The organism is Antarcticimicrobium luteum, from assembly GCF_004358185.1.
Lineage (GTDB): Bacteria > Pseudomonadota > Alphaproteobacteria > Rhodobacterales > Rhodobacteraceae > Antarcticimicrobium > Antarcticimicrobium luteum.
The window spans coordinates 1-18,633 of the sequence record NZ_SMUV01000044.1 but is presented as its reverse complement, the minus strand read 5'-3'; the positions used below and the strand labels follow the sequence as shown (position 1 = coordinate 18,633).

17 protein-coding genes, 2 tRNA genes and 1 pseudogene are annotated in these 18,633 nt (G+C 66.6%); 8 read left to right on the top strand and 12 right to left on the bottom strand.

All coding sequences use genetic code 11. The features are described from left to right. The first annotated feature begins 14 nt into the window (after window positions 1-14). On the top strand, window positions 15-1,031 hold the full coding sequence (cobT, locus tag E1832_RS02750; protein ID WP_133358210.1) for a nicotinate-nucleotide--dimethylbenzimidazole phosphoribosyltransferase: 1,017 nt from the start codon (window positions 15-17) through the stop codon (window positions 1,029-1,031). Between the two features lie 75 nt (window positions 1,032-1,106). On the opposite strand, the gene E1832_RS02745 is transcribed toward cobT, so the two are convergent. Together E1832_RS02745 and E1832_RS02740 are read right to left on the bottom strand one after the other, a co-directional pair. Further along, on the bottom strand, window positions 1,107-2,993 hold the full coding sequence (locus tag E1832_RS02745) for a monovalent cation:proton antiporter-2 (CPA2) family protein (RefSeq protein ID WP_133358209.1): 1,887 nt from the start codon (window positions 2,991-2,993) through the stop codon (window positions 1,107-1,109). Window positions 2,994-3,014: 21 nt separating this feature from the next. Then, window positions 3,015-3,470 (bottom strand): Lrp/AsnC family transcriptional regulator, encoded by a 456-nt coding sequence (locus E1832_RS02740; RefSeq protein ID WP_133358208.1) that lies wholly within the window; start codon window positions 3,468-3,470, stop codon window positions 3,015-3,017. A gap of 158 nt (window positions 3,471-3,628) precedes the next feature. On the opposite strand from E1832_RS02740, the gene hppD reads away from it, so the two are divergent. Further along, window positions 3,629-4,744 carry a 4-hydroxyphenylpyruvate dioxygenase gene (hppD, locus tag E1832_RS02735; RefSeq protein WP_133358207.1) on the top strand — a complete coding sequence of 372 codons (1,116 nt, stop codon included), beginning with the start codon at window positions 3,629-3,631 and terminating at the stop codon, window positions 4,742-4,744. A 102-nt stretch (window positions 4,745-4,846) separates the two neighbouring features. Here hppD and tpiA read toward each other — a convergent pair whose 3' ends face one another. The 5 genes from tpiA to E1832_RS02710 form a co-directional block, all read right to left on the bottom strand. Next, window positions 4,847-5,599 (bottom strand): triose-phosphate isomerase, encoded by a 753-nt coding sequence (gene tpiA / locus E1832_RS02730; protein WP_133358206.1) that lies wholly within the window; start codon window positions 5,597-5,599, stop codon window positions 4,847-4,849. A gap of 116 nt (window positions 5,600-5,715) precedes the next feature. After that, entirely contained in the window at window positions 5,716-6,096 is a 381-nt protein-coding gene (locus E1832_RS02725) for a HesB/IscA family protein (protein WP_133358205.1), read from the bottom strand. Window positions 6,097-6,408: 312 nt separating this feature from the next. Beyond that, on the bottom strand, window positions 6,409-6,771 hold the full coding sequence (locus E1832_RS02720) for an SUF system Fe-S cluster assembly protein (RefSeq protein WP_133358204.1): 363 nt from the start codon (window positions 6,769-6,771) through the stop codon (window positions 6,409-6,411). 83 nt (window positions 6,772-6,854) lie between these two features. Further along, window positions 6,855-8,261 carry a 30S ribosomal protein S6--L-glutamate ligase gene (gene rimK, locus E1832_RS02715; RefSeq protein WP_133358203.1) on the bottom strand — a complete coding sequence of 469 codons (1,407 nt, stop codon included), beginning with the start codon at window positions 8,259-8,261 and terminating at the stop codon, window positions 6,855-6,857. Between the two features lie 130 nt (window positions 8,262-8,391). After that, window positions 8,392-9,573, bottom strand: a complete 1,182-nt coding sequence (locus E1832_RS02710; RefSeq protein ID WP_133358202.1) for an MFS transporter — start codon at window positions 9,571-9,573, stop codon at window positions 8,392-8,394. A gap of 122 nt (window positions 9,574-9,695) precedes the next feature. Between E1832_RS02710 and tgt the strand changes: the two genes are divergently transcribed. After that, window positions 9,696-10,826, top strand: a complete 1,131-nt coding sequence (tgt, locus tag E1832_RS02705; protein WP_133358201.1) for a tRNA guanosine(34) transglycosylase Tgt — start codon at window positions 9,696-9,698, stop codon at window positions 10,824-10,826. 12 nt (window positions 10,827-10,838) lie between these two features. Here tgt and E1832_RS02700 read toward each other — a convergent pair whose 3' ends face one another. Next, window positions 10,839-11,543, bottom strand: a complete 705-nt coding sequence (locus tag E1832_RS02700) for a winged helix-turn-helix transcriptional regulator (protein ID WP_133358200.1) — start codon at window positions 11,541-11,543, stop codon at window positions 10,839-10,841. A gap of 167 nt (window positions 11,544-11,710) precedes the next feature. Between E1832_RS02700 and E1832_RS02695 the strand changes: the two genes are divergently transcribed. Then, on the top strand, window positions 11,711-12,085 hold the full coding sequence (locus E1832_RS02695) for a group I truncated hemoglobin (protein ID WP_133358199.1): 375 nt from the start codon (window positions 11,711-11,713) through the stop codon (window positions 12,083-12,085). Window positions 12,086-12,111: 26 nt separating this feature from the next. Here the strand turns inward: E1832_RS02695 and E1832_RS02690 are convergent, their stop codons facing one another. Beyond that, entirely contained in the window at window positions 12,112-13,572 is a 1,461-nt protein-coding gene (locus tag E1832_RS02690) for an SLC13 family permease (protein WP_133358198.1), read from the bottom strand. Window positions 13,573-13,803: 231 nt separating this feature from the next. Between E1832_RS02690 and lon the strand changes: the two genes are divergently transcribed. From lon to E1832_RS02670, 4 genes are all read left to right on the top strand, one after another. Further along, on the top strand, window positions 13,804-16,215 hold the full coding sequence (gene lon / locus E1832_RS02685; protein ID WP_133358197.1) for an endopeptidase La: 2,412 nt from the start codon (window positions 13,804-13,806) through the stop codon (window positions 16,213-16,215). 181 nt (window positions 16,216-16,396) lie between these two features. Beyond that, on the top strand, window positions 16,397-16,783 hold the full coding sequence (locus E1832_RS02680; RefSeq protein ID WP_245513783.1) for an HU family DNA-binding protein: 387 nt from the start codon (window positions 16,397-16,399) through the stop codon (window positions 16,781-16,783). Window positions 16,784-16,914: 131 nt separating this feature from the next. After that, a tRNA-Val gene (locus tag E1832_RS02675) sits at window positions 16,915-16,989 on the top strand. Between the two features lie 117 nt (window positions 16,990-17,106). Continuing rightward, window positions 17,107-17,182 (top strand) — tRNA-Val (locus tag E1832_RS02670). Window positions 17,183-17,235: 53 nt separating this feature from the next. Here the strand turns inward: E1832_RS02670 and E1832_RS22845 are convergent. The 3 genes and pseudogenes from E1832_RS22845 to E1832_RS23240 all read right to left on the bottom strand — a co-directional run. Further along, entirely contained in the window at window positions 17,236-17,823 is a 588-nt protein-coding gene (locus tag E1832_RS22845; RefSeq protein ID WP_245513782.1) for a tyrosine-type recombinase/integrase, read from the bottom strand. A 100-nt stretch (window positions 17,824-17,923) separates the two neighbouring features. After that, window positions 17,924-18,244, bottom strand: a complete 321-nt coding sequence (locus tag E1832_RS22840; protein ID WP_245513780.1) for a hypothetical protein — start codon at window positions 18,242-18,244, stop codon at window positions 17,924-17,926. Between the two features lie 14 nt (window positions 18,245-18,258). Further along, a pseudogene (locus tag E1832_RS23240) lies at window positions 18,259-18,408 on the bottom strand (excisionase family DNA-binding protein); the annotation flags it as partial. Between the last annotated feature and the right edge of the window lie 225 nt (window positions 18,409-18,633).

The following is an 18,633-nucleotide window of genomic DNA, read 5'->3' as shown; positions in this document are numbered from 1 at the left end:
AACGAGAGTGGCCCATGCTTCCGGATTTCAATGACCTCGATCAGTTCCGCGCCGTGCTCGCGGCCGCCCCCGAGCCCGACGGCGCCGCCCGCAAGGCCGCCGAGGCGCACAACAGCCAGTTGACCAAACCGCCAGCGGCCCTCGGCCGTCTCGAGGATCTGGCGGTCTGGTACGCCGGCTGGCGCGGCGAGCCGCGGCCGCAGATCGCCGCGCCGCAGGTGATCGTCTTTGCCGGCAACCACGGGGTGACGGCGCAGGGGATCTCGGCCTTTCCCGCCGATGTGACCGCGCAGATGGTGGCGAATTTCGAGGCCGGCGGCGCCGCGATCAACCAGCTGGCCCGGGCCGCCGGGGCGCGGATGGACGTGGTCGCGCTGGAGCTTGATCGCCCGACCGCCGATTTCACCGAAGCGCCCGCGATGAGCGCGGCCGAGCTGACCGCCGCCCTGCGCGCTGGCTGGGTGGCCGTCGACCGCGATGCCGATCTGCTGGTGGTGGGCGAGATGGGCATCGGCAATACCACCGCCGCGGCGGCCCTCTGCCATGCGCTTTATGGCGGCGAGGCGGCGGATTGGACCGGGCGCGGCACCGGCCTTGACGACGAGGGGGTGGCGCGCAAGGCGCGCGTCGTCGAACAGGCGGTGGCGCTGCACAAGCCGCAGATCAACGATGGGCTCGATGCGCTGGCGCATCTGGGCGGGCGCGAGATCGCGGCCATGGCCGGTGCCATCGCGGCGGCTCGGATGCGGCGGATCCCGGTTCTGCTCGACGGGTTTATCTGCTGCTCGGCGGCGGCCTGTCTGCAGGCGGTGAATGCCCGCGCGCTCGACCACACGCTGGCCGGTCATCAAAGCGCCGAACTGGCCCACGCCGCCCTGCTGCAGCGGCTGGGCAAGGAGCCGCTCTTGTCGCTGGGTCTGCGCCTGGGCGAAGCCTCCGGCGCGGCGCTGGCGATCCCGGTTCTGCGCGGCGCGCTGGCCTGCCATTCCGGCATGGCCACCTTTGCCGAGGCGGGCGTCAGCGAAGGTTGAGCGGGAAACCGACTTGCCGAAACCAAAACGCCCGGCCAATGGCCGGGCGTATTCGTTCAAGGCAGGAAACCGGGCTCAGGCCGATTTTTTGTCCTCTTCCTGCGCCAGATCCAGCAGCGCCGCCTCCAGCTCCTTTTCCAGCTCGGTGGCGCGCTGGATATAGGCGGCGTTTTCGCTGGCCGGGACGTTCGGATCCCAGACCTTGGCCAGTTCCCGAACGGTATAGCGGTCGTGGGCGTAAAAGGTCTGTTCGGCCTGCGCCGCCTCGAACTCGGTGAGGCCGATATTCTCCAGCACATAGCGCCCGGCGCGCAGCGAGCTGTCGAACATCTCGCGCACGATGTCGTCGGCGCCCGCACGGTAGAGCTCGTAGACATGATGGCGGTCATGGGCGCGCACCACGATATGCAGGTCGGGCCGTTCCCGACGCGCATAGGTCACCAGCCTTGTGGCATTGGCCGGGTCGTCCAGCGCCACCACCAGCACCCGCGCCTTGCCCAGACCCGCCGCCTTGAGCAGCTCGGGCCGGGTGGGGTCGCCCAGGAACCCCTTGACGCCAAAGCGGCGCATCAGCTGGATCGTCTCCATGTCGTGATCAAGAACGATGGTCTTGACCCCGCTGGCGCGCACCAGCCGGTTGACGATCTGCCCGAACCGCCCGATCCCGGCGATGATGACTGGGCCCTGATCGTCGATCTCGTCCGCTTTGACTTTCGGCGCCCCCTCCTTCATCCGGTTGGACAGCAGATCATAGGCGATGAAAAGAAGCGGCGTGATCAGCATGGTCAGCGCGACCACCAGCAGCAGCTTTTCCGACAGTTGCTGCGGGATCACGTTCTGTTGCGTCGAAAACGCCAGCAGGACAAAGGCGAATTCCCCCGCCTGGGCGAGGCCGAGGGTGAACAGCCAGTGATCGCGCCCCCTGAGATTGAAGGCACGGCCGACGAAGAACAGCACCGTGCCCTTGGCCAGGATCAGCAGCAACGCCAGCCCGATCAGATCGAGCGGATCGGCCAGGAAGGCGCGGTAATTGATGCCGGCCCCGACGGTGATGAAGAACAGGCCCAGCAGCAGCCCCTTGAAGGGTTCCAGATCGCTCTCCAGTTCATGCCGGAATTCGCTGTTGGCCAGCACCACGCCGGCCAGGAACGCCCCCAGCGCCGGCGACAGCCCGACCAGCGTCATCAGGAACGAGATGCCGACCACGATCCCCAGCGCCAGCGCGGTATACATCTCGCGCAGGTGGGCGGCGTGGATATAGCGGAACACCGGCCGGGTCAGATAGACTCCGGCGAGGATGATAAAGCCGACGGCGGCGATGGTCACCAGCGTGACGCCCCAACCCGGCAGCCCCTCGACCAGCGACAGCCCGTCCTGACCGCTGCCGTGGGCGCCCTCTTGCACCGCGCGCCGGATCGAGCCGTCATTGCCAAGCTGGGCCCCCGGCGGCGCCATCGCCAGCAGCGGCAGCAGCGCCAGGATCGGGATCACCGCGATGTCCTGCGTCAGCAGCACCGAGAACATCGAGCGGCCGCCGCCGGTCCGCATCAGCCCCTTTTCCGACAGCGTCTGAAGCACGATCGCGGTCGAGGACAGCGACAGCGCCAGACCCACGGCAAGACCCACCTCCCAGGTTTCGCCGGCCAGCATGGCCACCCCCATGATCGCCAGGGTCGAGAACACGATCTGCAGCCCGCCCAGCCCGATCAGCCGGTGGCGCATGTCCCACAGCGCCCGCGGGTCCAGCTCCAGCCCGATCAGGAACAGCATCATCACCACGCCGAACTCGGCGAAATGCTGCAGATCCTGGGTTTCCGAACCGACCAGACCCAGCACCGGCCCGATCACGATGCCGGCGGCGAGATAGCCCAGCACCGACCCCAGCCCCATACGCGCGGCAAAGGGCACGGCGATCACCGCCGCGGCCAGATAGATCGTGGCCTGGAACAGGAAGGTCTCCATCAGGTGCGGTCCTTTCGGGCGTCAGGTGGGCAGCGGCGCGTCGCGTTTGAGCTGATCCATGACGATCTGGCTCTGCACGCGGGCAACGGCAGGATGGGGCAGGATGATCTCGTGAAGCAAGGTGTTCAGGGCCGGCAGGTCGCTGCAATAGACCCGCAGCAGGTAATCTGCCTCTCCGGTCATCGTCCAGGCGCTGATGATCTCGGGCCGGGTGCGCACCAGCCGGGCGAACCCCTGCGCCTGTTCGGGGCCGTGCGAGTGCAGCTGGACCTGGATGAAGCCCTGCACGTGCAGCCCCAGTTTCAGCGGGTCGAGCCGGGCGGAATAGCCCACGATATAACCCTCGGCCTCGAGCCGCTGGCGGCGGCGGCCGGCCTGGCTGGGCGAGAGGTTCAGCAGATCGCCCAGCTCCTGCGCGGTCAGATGGGCGTTCTTTTGCAGCGCGTCCAGCAGGCGCGTATCGGTTTCATCCAGCATGTGCGGTGTTTCCTCGTTCACATTCAAGGTAATGCAAAAAATCCGCATATCAACTGCGGTTGATGCGAAAGAATGCGCAATTCGCGCGGATCTCATGACGTATTTTAAGCATCAGTGACCACCCCAGTGACCACCATAGCCTGAAAAGGAGACGCGCCATGGGACCGTTCCCGCACAATGCCCCGAAATCGGTGATCAGCGCCGCGAACCCCGCCGGGACCGACGGGTTCGAGTTCGTCGAATTCGCCAGCCCCGAGCCGCAGGCGCTGCGCGATCTGTTCGCCAGCATGGGCTATGAGCTGGTCGGTCGCCACAGGCGCAAACCGGGCATCGAGCTTTGGCAGCAGGGCGACATCACGTACATTCTGAACGCCGAACCGGACACATTCGCCGCCCGCTTTGTCGACGAGCACGGCCCCTGCGCCCCCTCGATGGGCTGGCGCGTGGTCGACGCGCAGCATGCCTATGATCACGCGGTGAAAATGGGCGCGGAACCCTATGAGGGCAGCGACAAGACCATGGAGGTGCCGGCGATCAGGGGCATCGGCGGCAGCCTGATCTATTTCATCGACCAGTACTACGACACCTCGCCCTATAACGCCGAGTTCGAGTGGCTGACGCAGTCCAAGCCCGCAGGCGTCGGTTTCTATTACCTCGATCACCTGACCCACAACGTCTTCAAGGGGAACATGGACAAATGGTTCAGGTTCTATGGCGATCTGTTCAACTTCAAGGAAATCCGGTTCTTCGACATCGAGGGGAAATTCACCGGCCTGTTGAGCCGCGCGCTGACCTCTCCCTGCGGCCGCATCCGCATCCCGATCAACGAGGATCGCGGCGAGAAGGGTCAGATCGTGGCCTATCTGAAGAAGTACGGAGGCGAGGGCATCCAGCATATCGCAGTGGGCACCGAGGATATCTACGGCTCCACCGATGCCATCGCCGCGCGCGGCATCCGGTTCATGCCCGCCCCGCCGGCAGCCTATTACGACATGAGCCACGACCGTGTCACCGACCATGAGGAGCCGATCGAGCGGATGAAGACGCACGGCATTTTGATCGACGGCGAGGGGGTCGTGGACGGCGGCGAGACCCGGATCCTGTTGCAGATCTTCTCAAAGACGGTGATCGGCCCGATCTTTTTCGAGTTCATTCAGCGCAAGGGCGACGATGGTTTCGGCGAGGGCAACTTCAAGGCGCTGTTCGAGTCGATCGAGCGCGAGCAGATCGAAAGCGGGGAGTTGTCCGAGGCAGACGTGACCGCCGCCGAGTGACGCCTGTCCGGTTGCGTTCACCGGAGGCCACCGGGCGCGCCCGGACATGAGAAAGCGCCGCGAAGGTCACACTTCGCGGCGCTCTGCCATGCATAGAGGGTGTCAGGCCGAGGCGTCCAGCGCCGCCACTATGGGCGAAAAATCGGCGGCGGTCAGGCTGGCGCCGCCCACCAGCGCGCCGTCCACGTTGGGCACTGCAAAGATCTCGGCGGCGTTGTCGCCCTTGACCGAGCCGCCATAGAGCAGCCGGACCGAGCGGCCGACGCCGGCGCCAAAGCGGGCCTCGAGCCGGGCGCGCAGGAAATCGTGCACTTCGCCGATCTGCGCCGTGGTGGGCACCTTGCCGGTGCCGATGGCCCAGACCGGTTCATAGGCAATCACAAGATTTTCGCCGGTGGCCAGATCCGGCACCGATCCCGACAATTGTCCGCCGATGATGTCGAGCGTATTGGCCGCCTCGCGCTGGGCCAGCGTTTCGCCCAGGCAAACGATTGCGGCGAGGCCCACCTGCATCGCCGTGCGGGCCTTGGCGCGCACGGTCTCGCTGGTCTCGCCATGGTCGGCGCGCCGTTCGGAGTGGCCAAGGATGACATATCGCGCGCCAGCATCCAGCAGCATCCCGGCGCTGGTGTCGCCGGTGTGGGCGCCCGATGTCTCGGCATGGCTGTCCTGGCCGCCAATGGCGACGGCGGTGCCCTGTGTGGTCTGGGCGGCGCGGTGGATGAGCGGGGCAGGCGGGCAGATCAGGATCTCGCAGCCCGGCGCGGGGTGCGCCTTGACCAGAGCGTCCAGCTCGGCCAGCGCGCCGCCGGTGCCGTTCATCTTCCAGTTTCCCGCCGCAAGTTTCCGCCGCATACCTTACCCCCGCTTTTGTTCCGACCTGTCCTAACACCGGGCGTGGGGCGAGACAATTGGCCAGGCCCCTGCGGGGGCGCGCGCCGGGAGCAATGTCGTGATGTCCGGCCGGGTGCCTATTTCTGCGCCGCGGCTTCGGCGGCGTCGGGCATATCCTTGAACTTGATGGATTCGCCGCAGCCGCAGGCCTCGGCCACATTGGGGTTGTTGAACTTGAACCCCGATTCCAGCAGGCTCACCTCATAATCGATCTGGGTGCCGAACAGGAACATCTGCGCCATCGGCGCGATCATCACCCGGGCGCCGTCCTGCTCGACCACCTCGTCATTGGGATCGGCCTCGTCGACATAGTCCATGGTGTATTCCATGCCGGCGCAGCCGCCCTTTTTCACACCGATGCGCAGCCCGGCATGGCCGGCCTGCTGCATCAGCCTGGCGATCTGCGCCGCGGCGCGGGGGGTTATCGTCACGGCTTGCTTGCCGGGAATGCCAAACATGTGCGTCTCCTTCATGTTTAACCTAGTTGGCGCGTCCGCGCGGCTCAAGGGGGCGTTTGAAAAGGGATGGTGCGAAAAGGACCGCCCGATGTCCGGGCGGTCCGTTCGGGGCCCGGGACACCATGGGTACGCCGGGGGGATGGCGGTGCGATCACAGACCCGTTGCGGCGCGGCGATGGGCTGCTTGCCGCGCGATGGGATCACGCTGGCGCGCGCATGTGACGCCGGGCCGACAGTTCGGCAACGGTGGGGTCAAGGTTTCATGACAGCGGGCGGTTTTCTGTGGATAACCGCCCGGCCCACAGTCGGGCCTCACATGAATCCCAGTTCCAGCCGGGCCTCGTCGCTCATCATCTCCATGCCCCAGGGCGGCTCCCAGGTCAGGTCCACATCGACCTGCTTGACGCCGGGCACCGGTTCGATCGCCTCGACGATCCAGCCGGGCATGTCACCGGCCACCGGACAGCCGGGCGCGGTCAGGGTCATGATGATGTGAACCTCGTTCTGATCGTTGATCTCGATGGTATAGATCAGTCCGAGTTCATAGATGTTGACCGGGATTTCGGGGTCATAGACCGTCCGGCACGCCTCGACGATCTGCTCGTAGAGCGGGTGGTCGACGGTCGAGGGCGCGATCAGCGGCGCGCCTTCCAGCGGTTCGGGAGATTTGGTCATCAGAGCCTCGGTGTCTTTTCCTGAGCGATTATATAGGGAATGCCGGGCCGGGCGTCCAGAGGCAGCGTCCAGAGGGGGCGGCCTCAGCCGGGGCGTTTGCGCCGTGGCAGCGGGTTGGGGCGCACCTTGTGTTCAATTTCATCGTAGAGCTTGCCGACCAGATCCTTGCCGGTTGCGCGTTCGATCCCCTCGAACCCGGGCGAGGAGTTGACCTCCAGCACCTTGGGGCCGTCATCGCTGCGCAGCAGGTCGACCCCGGCCATGTTCAGCCCGAAGGCCCGGGCGGCGCGCACCGCGGCCTCGCGTTCGGGTCTGGAGATGCGGGCAACGGTGGCGGTGCCGCCCTGATGCAGGTTCGAGCGGAAGTCCCCCTCGGCGCCAGTGCGTTTCATCGCCGCCACCACCTTGCCGGCAATCACCAGGCAGCGCACGTCCTCGCCCGCGGCCTCCTTGACGAAATGCTGGACCAGAAAATTGGCGCGCAGCCCGCGAAAGGCCGAGATGACGGATTCGGCGGCCTTCTTGGTTTCCGCCAGCACCACGCCCTTGCCCTGTGTGCTTTCCAGCAGCTTGACGATCAGCGGCGCACCGCCGACCAGCCCGATCAGATTGCCGGTATCCTTGGGCGAGGCGGCAAAGGTGGTCGCAGGCATGCCGATCTTGTGGCGGGCCAGCACCTGATGCGCATGCAGCTTGTCGCGGCTGGCGGTGATGCCGGCGCTGCCGTTGACGCAATAGGTGCCGACGGTCTCGAACTGGCGGATCACCGCGGTGCCGTATTGGGTGACCGAGGCGCCGATGCGCGGGATCACCGCGTCGTAGCGCGGCAGTCGCTTGCCGTCGTAATGCACCTCGGGCGCAAGCGCGTTGATGGCCATATAACAGCGCGTGGTGTCGATCACCTCGACCGAGTGGCCGCGCGCCTCTCCGGCCTCGACCAGGCGGCGGGTGGAATAATTGTTCTCGCGGCTCAGGACGGCGATGCGCAGGGCCCGGTTGGGTGCGGACTGGCGCACCTGGATCGAATGGTAGACCTCATAGCTCAGTTCCGGCTGCAGATGCCGTTCGGTGGGCGAGATCGAGATATGGTCGGTCAACGCCTGCCGGCCCAGCAACATGCGCGAGGTCATGCTGGAACGGTCGGTCAGCGTGATTTCGATCGGCCAGGACTGGCCGGCCACCTCCAGCGTGGTGGAGATGACATAGCGCAATTCGGTCTCGCCGTTCGACGAGGTGACCTCGCGCCGGTCGGTGATCAGCGCCGAGCAGGGGATCGCCAGATCGCCGCGGCCGGGGATCGGATGGACAGAGAACCGCACCTTGGGCGCGGTCGAGGAGCCGAAAACCTCGATGTCATAGGCATGCAGCGCAGAGGTGCGCGCGCCGGTATCGACCTTGGCGCTGATCGCGGGCAGGCCGAGGGCGGGAAGCGAGATCCACTCTTCCCAGCCGAAGGTCAGAGGGCGGGGGGTGGTCGGGGAATCGGTCATGGCGTCGGGCCCTTTTCTGTCCTGCGCTGTGCGGCCTCCCTATCGGTTTGCCACTGTCACGCAAGGGGATTGTAGCGCAGGGGGGGCTTTGCGCAGGGGGCCGCGCGCCGGTGACGCGCCGGTGACGCGGTCAGGCGCACAGGCGGCGGACCCGGTCAAGGGCAAGATGGGTCAGGGCGGCGGCAGCGTAACACCCGGCGATGACGGTGGTCATGCCGGCGATGCCGGCCAGCCCCAGCACCGCCAGCATCAGCGGGGTGCCCAGCATGTTGCCCAGGTTGCCCATCTGTGCCAGCGCGCCATTGGCCAGCGCGCGGTGCTCGGCGCTGTCGTTGAGCTGGGCGATGGCGGTAAAGCTCGCCCCCTGAACCAGCCCCAGCGCGGCAAAGAGCAGGATGGCCGGCAGGGCGCTGTGCGGCGCCAGCGGCAGCCCCGGCGCCAGCGCGGCGGCCAGGGCAAAGCCCGCAATCACGACGCGGATCGCGCTCCAGCGGCGCAGCAGCGCCACCCCCAGCGTCATCGACACCGCGATGGCCCCGAGCGGGGCCAACGTGGCGGTCAGTGTGGCGGCGCGCACCGGCAGCAGAGGCGGCCAAACGGCGAGGACGGCGACGAAGGTCAGCGTGTAGAACAGCCAGCCCCAGGCCGGCGCGGCGAGGAAAGGCGAGCGATAGATCTCGACATGCCGGCGCAGCAGGGAGGGCAGGGTGAGCGGGGGCTCGGTCCGGGCCGCGCGTGCATTGGTGGGCGCATCGGCGGGTACCAGCCGGAGCAGCAGCAACGCCATAGCCGCCATCCACAGCCCATGGGCGGCGAACAGCGGCCCGGGGCCGAACCGCTGTGCCACCGGCACCCCCAGCAGCGCGGTCACCGCGAAGGCGACGCCGAAGAATGTGCCCCAGAGCGTCAGCGCGGCGGGGCGGAGACGGTCGGGCGCGACCTGTGCGATCAGCGTCGGCGCGGCGACGACGATGGCCAGATGGGTGCCCCCTTCGATTACCCGCAGGACCAGCATCGCCGGCAGCGGCGGCAGCAGGCTCTGGATCAGCGAGATCGCGGCGCCGACCGCCAGCGCGCCGATCAGCGTGCGGCGAAAGCCGGCACGCGCCACCAGCATCCCGGCCACCACCCCCAGGACCACGCCCACCAGGCTGAGCAGCGAGACCAGAAAGCCGAGCGTTGTGCCCGCCTCGGGATAGGCCCGCCCCAGCTGCGGCAGGATCACCGCCATCTTGGAAAACTGCCCGGCCGCGCCGAGGCCGGCGGCATAGAGCGCGAGAATGGCGATCCAGGGTGAGGCGGGGCGGGTCATGGCGGCTTTGGTGACCCGCGCCGGTGCGGAATGCAAGAGGCGGCGGACTGCGCAGGCTCAGGCCCTTGCCAGCGCGGCGCCTTTGCCGCAATACCGGCGCTGACACAGAAGGGCCCCGCGCGATGACGACACGATTTTCCTTTCAGCTAGGCGCCACCGACGGCAAGGCGCGCAGTGGCGTGATCGACACCCCGCGCGGGGCGATCCGCACGCCGGCCTTCATGCCGGTGGGCACGGCGGCGACGGTCAAGGCGATGATGCCGGAAAGCGTGGCGGCGACCGGGGCCGACATCCTGCTGGGCAATACCTATCACCTGATGCTGCGCCCCACCGCCGAGCGGATCGACCGGCTGGGCGGGCTGCACCGGTTCATGAACTGGTCAAAGCCGATCCTTACCGACAGCGGCGGCTTTCAGGTGATGAGCCTGGCGAGCCTGCGCAAGCTGACCGAGGAGGGGGTCACCTTCAAATCCCATATCGACGGCTCGAAACATCACCTCAGCCCGGAACGGTCGATGGAGATCCAGCGCCTTCTGGGCAGTGATATCGTGATGTGTTTCGACGAATGCCCGGCGCTGCCGGCCGACCGCGACCGCATCGCGGCCTCGATGCGCCTGTCGATGCGCTGGGCGGCGCGGTCGCGCGAGGCGTTTGGGGATCGTCCCGGCCATGCGCTCTTCGGCATCCAGCAGGGCGGGCTGGAGCGCGACATGCGCGAGGAAAGCGCCGAGGCGCTGAAGGCGATCGGCTTCGAGGGCTACGCCATCGGCGGGCTGGCGGTGGGCGAGGGGCAGGAGGCGATGTTCGAGTGCCTCGACTATGCGCCCGAGATGCTGCCGGTGGACCGGCCCCGTTACCTGATGGGCGTGGGCAAGCCCGACGATATCGTCGGCGCGGTCAAGCGCGGTGTGGACATGATGGATTGCGTGCTGCCATCGCGCTCGGGGCGCACCGGGCAGGTGTTCACCCGCCACGGGGTTCTGAACATCAAGAATGCGCGGCATCAGGACGATCCGCGGCCGCTGGACGAGCAATGTACCTGTCCTGCGTGCCGCAACTATTCGCGCGCCTATCTGCACCATGTGTTCCGCAGCCAGGAGATCATCTCGTCGATGCTGCTGACCTGGCACAACCTGCATTATTTCCAGGAGCTGATGCAGGGCATGCGCGAGGCCATCGGCGGCGGGCGGTTCGACGCCTGGGAGGCGGAGTTCCACGCGCAGCGGGCAGAGGGCGATATCGAACCGCTGTGACGACCTGCGCTGTCACGGCACCCGTTTGCGTTCGGTGGCGAACGGACTGAGGCCCAGCCAGTCCTGAATGCTGCGCGCGATGGCGGGGTCGCCGTCGAGCTCGATGTCGTCTGACGCGCCCGAAACCGTGGTCAACCCCATCCAGATTGCCGTCATGGTCCGCAGATCGGTGGTTACGTAGAGGTCGACCTCGAAACCGGGATGCGACTGGCACAGATCGACGGTGCCGTCGGCCTCGACCACCAGCCACCAGTCGCGTTTGGAGGCGGCAAGTTCGGGGTAACGGAACTGGACCACGACGCGCCGCTGGGGCAGGGGCGCGGGGGTCAGGCCGCGGCGCATGTCCCACATCAGCAGCGACGGATCCAGATTCTCCAGCGAGGGTTGCGATTCCACCCATTTCTGGCCCCAGAAACCGAACGCCTCGATCACCGGGCGCAGCTCGCGCCCGGCCTCGGTCAGCCGGTATTCCAGAACCTCCGGCTGATCCGGCACAGGGTGGCGGGTGACGATGCCGGCCGCTTCCAACTCGCGCAGGCGCTGCGACAGCAGGCTGGGCGACATCCGCGGCACCCCTCGGCGCAGATCGTTGAACCGGGTCGAACCGGCGACCAGCTCGCGCAGCAGCACCATGGTCCAGCGGGTGCAGAGCACCTCCGCCGCCATCGCCACCGGGCAGAACTGCCTGTATCCGGGCCTGTATCCCTGCTGGCTCATCCGCGGAATTCCCTTTCGATGGTGCGGCACCGTCCGCCGGTACAGTTCCTGTACTATCACGGCCGGGGCCTGCTGGATAGAATCGCGGCCATGGGACAGCGGCTGCGCCCCGACAGGGCCAGCATGCCGCATTGTTCCGTACCGGACCGGGAAACAGGAGAATGACAATGGAACGCAGTCTTTACGAACGCCTTGGCAGCGCCGCCGGGATCAAGGCGCTGGTCGCCGACGTCGTCGAGGCGCATATGAACAACCCGGTGATCCAGGCCAGGTTCCTGCCCTACCGGGACGACCCGGACAACCTGGCGGCCGTCTCGCAGCAGCTGTGCGATTTTTTCTGCGCCGGCAGCGGCGGGCCGGAGGCCTATACCGGGCGCGGCATGGTCGAGGCGCATCGCGGCATGAACATCAGCGCCGAGGAGTATCTGGCGGCCACCGATGACATCATGTCGACGCTGACCGCGCATGGCATCGACGAGCAGACCCGCAACGACGTCCTTGCCATCGCCTATGCGCTCAAGGGAGAGATCATGCGGGTCTGAGCGCCCCGGGCCGCGGTGGGCCGGGCTCAGAGCTCCAGCACCGGCCGCACCACCAGCCACATCGCCCCGGTGATCACCAGCGTGGCGATCAGGTTCAGCCAGACGCCGGCGCGGATCATGTCGCCCATGCGCAGCCCCTCGTAGCCGAAGACGATGGCGTTGGGCGGGGTGGCGACCGGCATCATGAAGGCCATCGACGAGGCCAGCGCGACCGGCACCATCAGCCATTCCACCGGCAGGCCCATGCCGGTGGCGACCGCGCCCAGGATGGGCAGAAAGGTGGCGGTGACGGCGGTGTTCGAGGTCACCTCGGTGATCATCAGGGTGACACCTGATACCGCCAGCACCAACAGCCAGAGCGGCACCTCGGCGAGACCTGAAAAACCTCCGCCGATCCAGCCCGCCAGCCCGGTCGCGTCGAATCCGGCGGCCAGCGCCAGCCCGCCGCCGAGCAGCAGCAGGATGCCCCAGGGCACGGTCCGGGTATGGGCCCAGTCGAGCAGGCGCGCGCCGCTGCCGTCGCCGGCGGGCAGGACAAAGACGGCGATGGCGGCGGCGATTGCGATGCCGGCATCGTCCAGCGGCAGGCCCAGCACGCCGCGGAACATCCAGCCTGCCGCGGCCAGCGCAAAGATGGCGGCGACGCGCCGCTCGGGCCGGCGCATGGGGCCGAGCGCGCGGCGCTCCTCGGCGATCACCGCATCGGCCCCCGCCGCGCCGAGGTCGCCGAAATGAAAAAGCACCCGCGTCAGCAGCAGATAGCAGATCGCCAGCATCACCGCCGCCACCGGCAGACCGACCAGCATCCATCGGCCAAAGCCCAGCTCGATCCCGTAGCCGGTCGCCAGAACGCTGGCCAGCAGCGCGTTGCCAGGGGTGCCGATCAGCGTGCCGACGCCGCCGATCGAGGCCGAGTAGGCCACCGACAGCATCAGCGCCACACCGAAGCGGCGCGCCGCCGCGGAATCGTCGCTGCGCGCGCCTGTAAGGTCGATCACCGGCAGCGCCACGGCGAACATCATCACTGTGCTGGCGGTGTTGGAGATCCACATCGACAGCGCCGCCGTGGCCAGCATGAAGCCCAGCAGGATGCGCCGCGGCGCCGCCCCCATCGCCGCGACGATGGCAAGCGCGATGCGCCGGTGCAGCCCGTGGGCCTGCATCGCCGCCGCGATCAGGAAGCCGCCGAGGAACAGAAAGATCAGCGGGGTGCCGTACTGGCCGGTGACCGTGGCGGCGGGCGCGATCCCCAGCGCTGGCATCAGCGGGATCGGCAGCAGCGCGGTGGCGGGCAGCGGGGCGGCCTGCCCGATCCACCAGATCACCATCCAGGCGGTCAGTCCGGTCAGATGCCAGGCCGGCGGCGCCAGTCCTGCGGGCGCGGGCGCCAGCCACACCGCCGCCATCACCGCCGGGCCGGCCAGCAGCGCCAGCGCGCGCAGCCGCCGCGCCGGTGTCCCGGCCTTGCTCTGAAGTCTGTCGGCCATCTGCCGCGCTCCTGCCTCGCTCTGCCTATGCCTGTATGTCCCTCCTATCAGTCCCCGCCCGCGCGAGCCATAGGGCCGGGACCGGCGCAGGCGCGGGGCGCGGGCCGCCCGGGGACGCAATGCGCGCTTGAAACCCCGGGGTATGTGCCCCAGATTACTAATCCGTAAGAGGAGACGCCCCGCGCTGCCTGATTCAGGGGCCGGACGTCTTGCCAAAAACAAGGACCGAGCATGCAAGAGCCCCTCAATTCCTCCTATCCCGTTCTGCCGCTGCGCGACATTGTGGTGTTTCCCCACATGATCGTGCCGCTTTTCGTGGGGCGGGAGAAATCCGTTCGGGCGCTGGAAGAGGTGATGGCGGACGACAAGCAGATCCTGCTGTCCAGCCAGATCGACCCGGCCGAGGACGATCCCGAGATCGACGGCATCTACAAGGCCGGCGTGCTGGCCAATGTGCTGCAACTGCTGAAACTGCCCGATGGCACCGTCAAGGTGCTGGTCGAGGGTCAGGCGCGGGTGCGCATCACCGAATTTCTGGACAACGAGTCCTTTTTCGAGGCGCGCGCCGAGTATCTGACCGAGATGCCGGGCGACATGACCACCACCGAGGCGCTGTTGCGCACTGTGGTCGATGAATTCGAGCGCTATGCCAAGGTGCGCAAGAATATCCCCGAAGAGGCGCTGGCGGCGGTTGGCGAAAGCACCGATCCGGCCAAGCTCGCCGATCTGATCGCCGGTCATCTGGGCATCGACGTGGACCGCAAGCAGGAACTGCTTGAAACCCTCTCGATCTCCGAGCGGCTGGAAAAGGTCTATGGGCTGATGCAGGGCGAGATGAGCGTTCTGCAGGTCGAGAAGAAGATCAAGACCCGGGTCAAATCCCAGATGGAGAAGACCCAGCGCGAATATTATCTGAATGAGCAGATGAAGGCCATTCAGAAGGAGTTGGGCGACGGCGAAGAGGGCGAGGGCGAGATTGCCGAGCTTGAGACGCGCATCGCCGAGACCAAGCTGTCCAAGGAGGCCCGCGAAAAGGCCGAGGGCGAGCTGAAAAAGCTCAAGAACATGTCGCCGATGTCGGCCGAGGCCACCGTTGTGCGCAACTATCTCGACTGGATGCTGTCGATCCCGTGGGGCACCAGATCCCGGGTGAAAAAGGATCTCAGCCGCGCGCAGGACATCCTCGATCACGACCACTACGGCCTTGAGAAGGTCAAGGAGCGGATTGTCGAATATCTCGCGGTGCAGCAGCGTTCGAAAAAGCTCAAGGGCCCGATCATGTGCCTGGTCGGCCCTCCGGGCGTCGGCAAGACCTCGCTGGGCAAGTCGGTGGCGCGCGCCACCGGGCGCGAGTTCATTCGAATCAGCCTTGGCGGGGTGCGCGACGAGAGCGAGATCCGCGGTCACCGCCGGACCTATATCGGCTCGATGCCCGGCAAGATCATTCAGGCGCTGAAAAAGGCCAAGACCACCAATCCGCTGATCCTGCTCGACGAGATCGACAAGATGGGCCAGGATTTCCGCGGCGATCCTGCCTCGGCGATGCTGGAGGTGCTGGACCCGGAACAGAACTCGTCCTTCGTGGACCACTATCTGGAGGTGGAATACGATCTGTCGGACGTGATGTTCCTGACCACCTCGAACAGCTACAACATGCCCGGGCCGCTGCTCGACCGGATGGAGATCATCCCGCTGGCAGGCTATACCGAGGATGAAAAGCACGAGATCGCCAAGGCCCATCTGGTGCCGAAGCAGATCAAGAACCACGGGCTCAAGGCCAAGGAGTTCGATCTGACCGATGACGCGCTGACGGGGATCATCCGCACCTACACCCGCGAGGCGGGGGTGCGGAACCTGGAGCGCGAGATCGCCAAGATCTGCCGCAAGGCGCTGACCCGGATCATCCGCAAAGAGGCCGAGAGCGTCACCGTGACAGGCGACAATCTCGACGAATTCCTCGGCGTGCAGAAGTATCGCTATGGCCTGGCCGAGAAGGAGGATCAGGTCGGCGTGGTCACCGGGCTGGCCTATACCAGCGTCGGCGGCGAGCTGCTGTCGATCGAGGCGCTGCGCCTGCCCGGCAAGGGCCGGATGAAGACCACCGGCAAGCTGGGCGAGGTGATGAAGGAATCGATCGAGGCGGCCTCGTCCTATGTCCGTTCGGTCAGCCCGCAGCTCGGCATCAAGCCGCCGCGTTTCGACCGCTGGGACATCCACGTGCACGTGCCTGACGGCGCCACCCCCAAGGACGGCCCCTCGGCCGGCCTGGCGATGGTCACGGCGATCGTGTCGGTGCTGACCCAGATCCCGGTGCGCAAGGACATCGCCATGACCGGCGAGGTCACCCTGCGCGGCAATGCCACCGCCATCGGCGGGCTGAAGGAGAAACTGCTGGCGGCCCTGCGCGGCGGCATCAAGACGGTGCTGATCCCGGAAGAGAACGAAAAGGATCTGCCGGAGATCCCGGACAACGTGAAGGAGGGGCTGGAGATCATCCCGGTCAGCCACGTGTCGGAGGTGCTGAAACTGGCGCTGGTGCATCAGCCCGAGCCGGTGGAATGGGACGAGGCGGCCGAGGAAGAGGCCGCTGCAGCCCGCGCCGCACTACGGCCCGAGGATGGGGTCGGCGCGACCGCGCACTGAGCAGCCTTGCAGGCTTTGTGACGATGATCGGGGCGGACCTTCGGGTCCGCCCTTTGTCGTTGAAGGGCTCCGGCCTCGGTGCAGGGGGCTTTCGGAGCTGTCGGGGTGCGCCGCTTCTGGTCATGGCGCAGACGGGCGGCTAGGATGGCGGCAGGCAAACCGATGGCAGGGGGACAGTAAGATGACGGCACCCGAGAAACCCGCAACCACGGTATCGGCGGCAGCTCCGGCCAGGACCGCCCCGGACGTCGCCCCGCAGACCGCCCCGGCGGAACCGTCGCTGGTGCGCATATCCGAACCCGGCATGGCCCGCCCGGACCTGCGCAAGCAGGACTTGATCGCGGCGGTGCTGGAGCGCTGCGAGATCAAGAAGCGCGACGCCAAGCCGGTGATCGAGGCGATGCTCGCCGTGCTGGGCGAGGCGCTGGCCGAGGGGCGCGGGCTGAACCTGGCGCCGATGGGCAAACTCCGCATCAACCGGATCGAGGAAAAGAACGGACGCCGCATCGTCGTCTGCAAGCTGCGCCAGGGCCGGCTACCGGACACCGCCGGCGACCCGGACGAATAGCCCGGAACGCGGCAGGACCCCCCCGGATCGCAGGATCCATACCCGATGCCCGCGGCGCAGGCACGAGCCGCGATATTCTGCCCGATAGGGGCTTGCACGTGGCGGAAAGCTTGTATAAATCCCGCTCGCACGGGTGATTAGCTCAGTGGTAGAGCGCTTCGTTCACATCGAAGATGTCAGGAGTTCGAATCTCTTATCACCCACCATTTTCCCTGTCCGTTGCCATGTCCCCGCAGAGCGTCCCGGGGAGAGTCTGATCTCGGAAAATGCGGTGCGCCGGATGGCTTGCCTCGCCCGCCGGGAATGGATAAGCACGGCGCCAGGGGTGATTAGCTCAGTTGGTAGAGCGCTTCGTTTACACCGAAGATGTCGGGAGTTCGAGTCTCTCATCACCCACCAATAATTTTAAAGACTTACGGTGATTTTGCGAAGTGCTCCTTGGTTCACTGAACCTAGAGAACCACTTTTCGAGGCTCATCGAAGTCAAGAATCTCTGCCGCATCAGCCATGTGGTCAGGCATGAACCTGGCATAAGTCTTGTAGGTGATCGCCGTGTTCGAGTGCCCGAGGTACTGCGAAACCTTCTCGATGGGCTGACCGGCGGCCAGCATTCGCACCGCGACCGAATGCCGGATCTGGTGAATGTTCGCCTGACCGATCTTGGCCCTGTCCAGCGCCGCGCTGTAACCCTTGCGGATAGACTTGACGCGGCCCCCGGCCCACTCGATCACATAGACAGTCAGCCGCGCGCGATATGCCGTTTCCAGCGCTGCGCGAGCCATGCGGTTCATCGGCACGACCGCGCGCCCTTTGCGCGTCACGCCGTCCGGCAAACGCAAATCTATCCCGCCGCGCTCGAAGTCGATCCTGTCCCATGTGAGGTCCAGCACCGCGCTCACCCGCGCGCCGGTGGCCAGCAGGAGGACCACGGCGAGCCGGATGTGGGGCGCATGGCACCCATCCAGCAGGGCGCGCACCTGTGCGTCGCTGAGCGGGCGCACGTCGCTGTCCGGTTTTGGCGGCAGCTCGATCGGCGGCACATGGTCGATCAGGTTGTGCTTGCGAGCCCAGCGAAGGGCGCTGCGCAGATGCCCGAGCTCGGTATGTACGCTGCCGATCTTCCGGCCTGCCGCGATGCGGTCAGAGAGGTAGTCCCGGCAATCCCTGATCGTGATCTGGTCCGGCCGCAGTGCGCCGAAATGGCAGGATCGCGCGGCCTGTATAGCTCATTGTCTTGGCCGTCGGCTTGGTGCCGAGGTGATCGATGTAGGAGGCCCATATCTGGCCTACAGTGAGCCGCCCGCGCGGGGCGGTCTCTTTCAGGTATCTGTCGCGGCCTTCGGCCTCTGCCTGCGCTCTGGTGCGTGCCTCAAGCTGATAACGCTTTCGCTTTCCCGTCTCAGGATCTGGCCAGTAGACGCAGAAGCCGCCGCGCAGGCGTCCGATTGGGATGTCTGACATTCGTATTCCTCAGCGGCATCGGCTGGAATCCGGATCATGCGCCCGACGCGAAATCCGCGCAACTCCCTGCGGTGGACAAGCTGGCGCACCGTCTCGGCACTGCAATCCCAGCGCGCGGCCAGGCTGTCCGGGGTGAATGGTCTTGGGGTGTCATGCACCGCCATGGATCAGTCCTCCGTCTTGCTGATCTTGCCGGCACCCTGGTGCACGGTCTCCTGCCCGCTGTTCGCGGCCCCCGCTCATTGTTACGATGGCTGCGGTGATGCTCGATGTGTTTCCGGTGCTCATGCCACAGCCTCCTTGCCCATCGCCCATCCGCCCCATTGGTCCGCCATGGCGGCGGCGATGCCGGGAAATGTCTTGCTGCGCTGTTTCCAGCGCTCGGGGCC

Excerpts from the sequence above, each read along its gene's own strand:
- tpiA (WP_133358206.1), bottom strand. The coding sequence starts at position 5,599 with ATGCGGCGGAAACTTGCGGCGGGAAACTGGAAGATGAACGGCACCGGC.
- E1832_RS02745 (WP_133358209.1), bottom strand. The coding sequence starts at position 2,993 with ATGGAGACCTTCCTGTTCCAGGCCACGATCTATCTGGCCGCGGCGGTG.
- hppD (WP_133358207.1), top strand. The coding sequence starts at position 3,629 with ATGGGACCGTTCCCGCACAATGCCCCGAAATCGGTGATCAGCGCCGCG.
- E1832_RS02690 (WP_133358198.1), bottom strand. The coding sequence starts at position 13,572 with ATGGCCGACAGACTTCAGAGCAAGGCCGGGACACCGGCGCGGCGGCTG.
- lon (WP_133358197.1), top strand. The coding sequence starts at position 13,804 with ATGCAAGAGCCCCTCAATTCCTCCTATCCCGTTCTGCCGCTGCGCGAC.
- E1832_RS02740 (WP_133358208.1), bottom strand. The coding sequence starts at position 3,470 with ATGCTGGATGAAACCGATACGCGCCTGCTGGACGCGCTGCAAAAGAAC.
- E1832_RS02695 (WP_133358199.1), top strand. The coding sequence starts at position 11,711 with ATGGAACGCAGTCTTTACGAACGCCTTGGCAGCGCCGCCGGGATCAAG.
- E1832_RS02710 (WP_133358202.1), bottom strand. The coding sequence starts at position 9,573 with ATGACCCGCCCCGCCTCACCCTGGATCGCCATTCTCGCGCTCTATGCC.
- E1832_RS02725 (WP_133358205.1), bottom strand. The coding sequence starts at position 6,096 with ATGTTTGGCATTCCCGGCAAGCAAGCCGTGACGATAACCCCCCGCGCC.
- rimK (WP_133358203.1), bottom strand. The coding sequence starts at position 8,261 with ATGACCGATTCCCCGACCACCCCCCGCCCTCTGACCTTCGGCTGGGAA.
- E1832_RS02680 (WP_245513783.1), top strand. The coding sequence starts at position 16,397 with ATGACGGCACCCGAGAAACCCGCAACCACGGTATCGGCGGCAGCTCCG.
- cobT (WP_133358210.1), top strand. The coding sequence starts at position 15 with ATGCTTCCGGATTTCAATGACCTCGATCAGTTCCGCGCCGTGCTCGCG.
- E1832_RS22840 (WP_245513780.1), bottom strand. The coding sequence starts at position 18,244 with ATGTCAGACATCCCAATCGGACGCCTGCGCGGCGGCTTCTGCGTCTAC.
- tgt (WP_133358201.1), top strand. The coding sequence starts at position 9,696 with ATGACGACACGATTTTCCTTTCAGCTAGGCGCCACCGACGGCAAGGCG.
- E1832_RS02700 (WP_133358200.1), bottom strand. The coding sequence starts at position 11,543 with ATGAGCCAGCAGGGATACAGGCCCGGATACAGGCAGTTCTGCCCGGTG.
- E1832_RS02720 (WP_133358204.1), bottom strand. The coding sequence starts at position 6,771 with ATGACCAAATCTCCCGAACCGCTGGAAGGCGCGCCGCTGATCGCGCCC.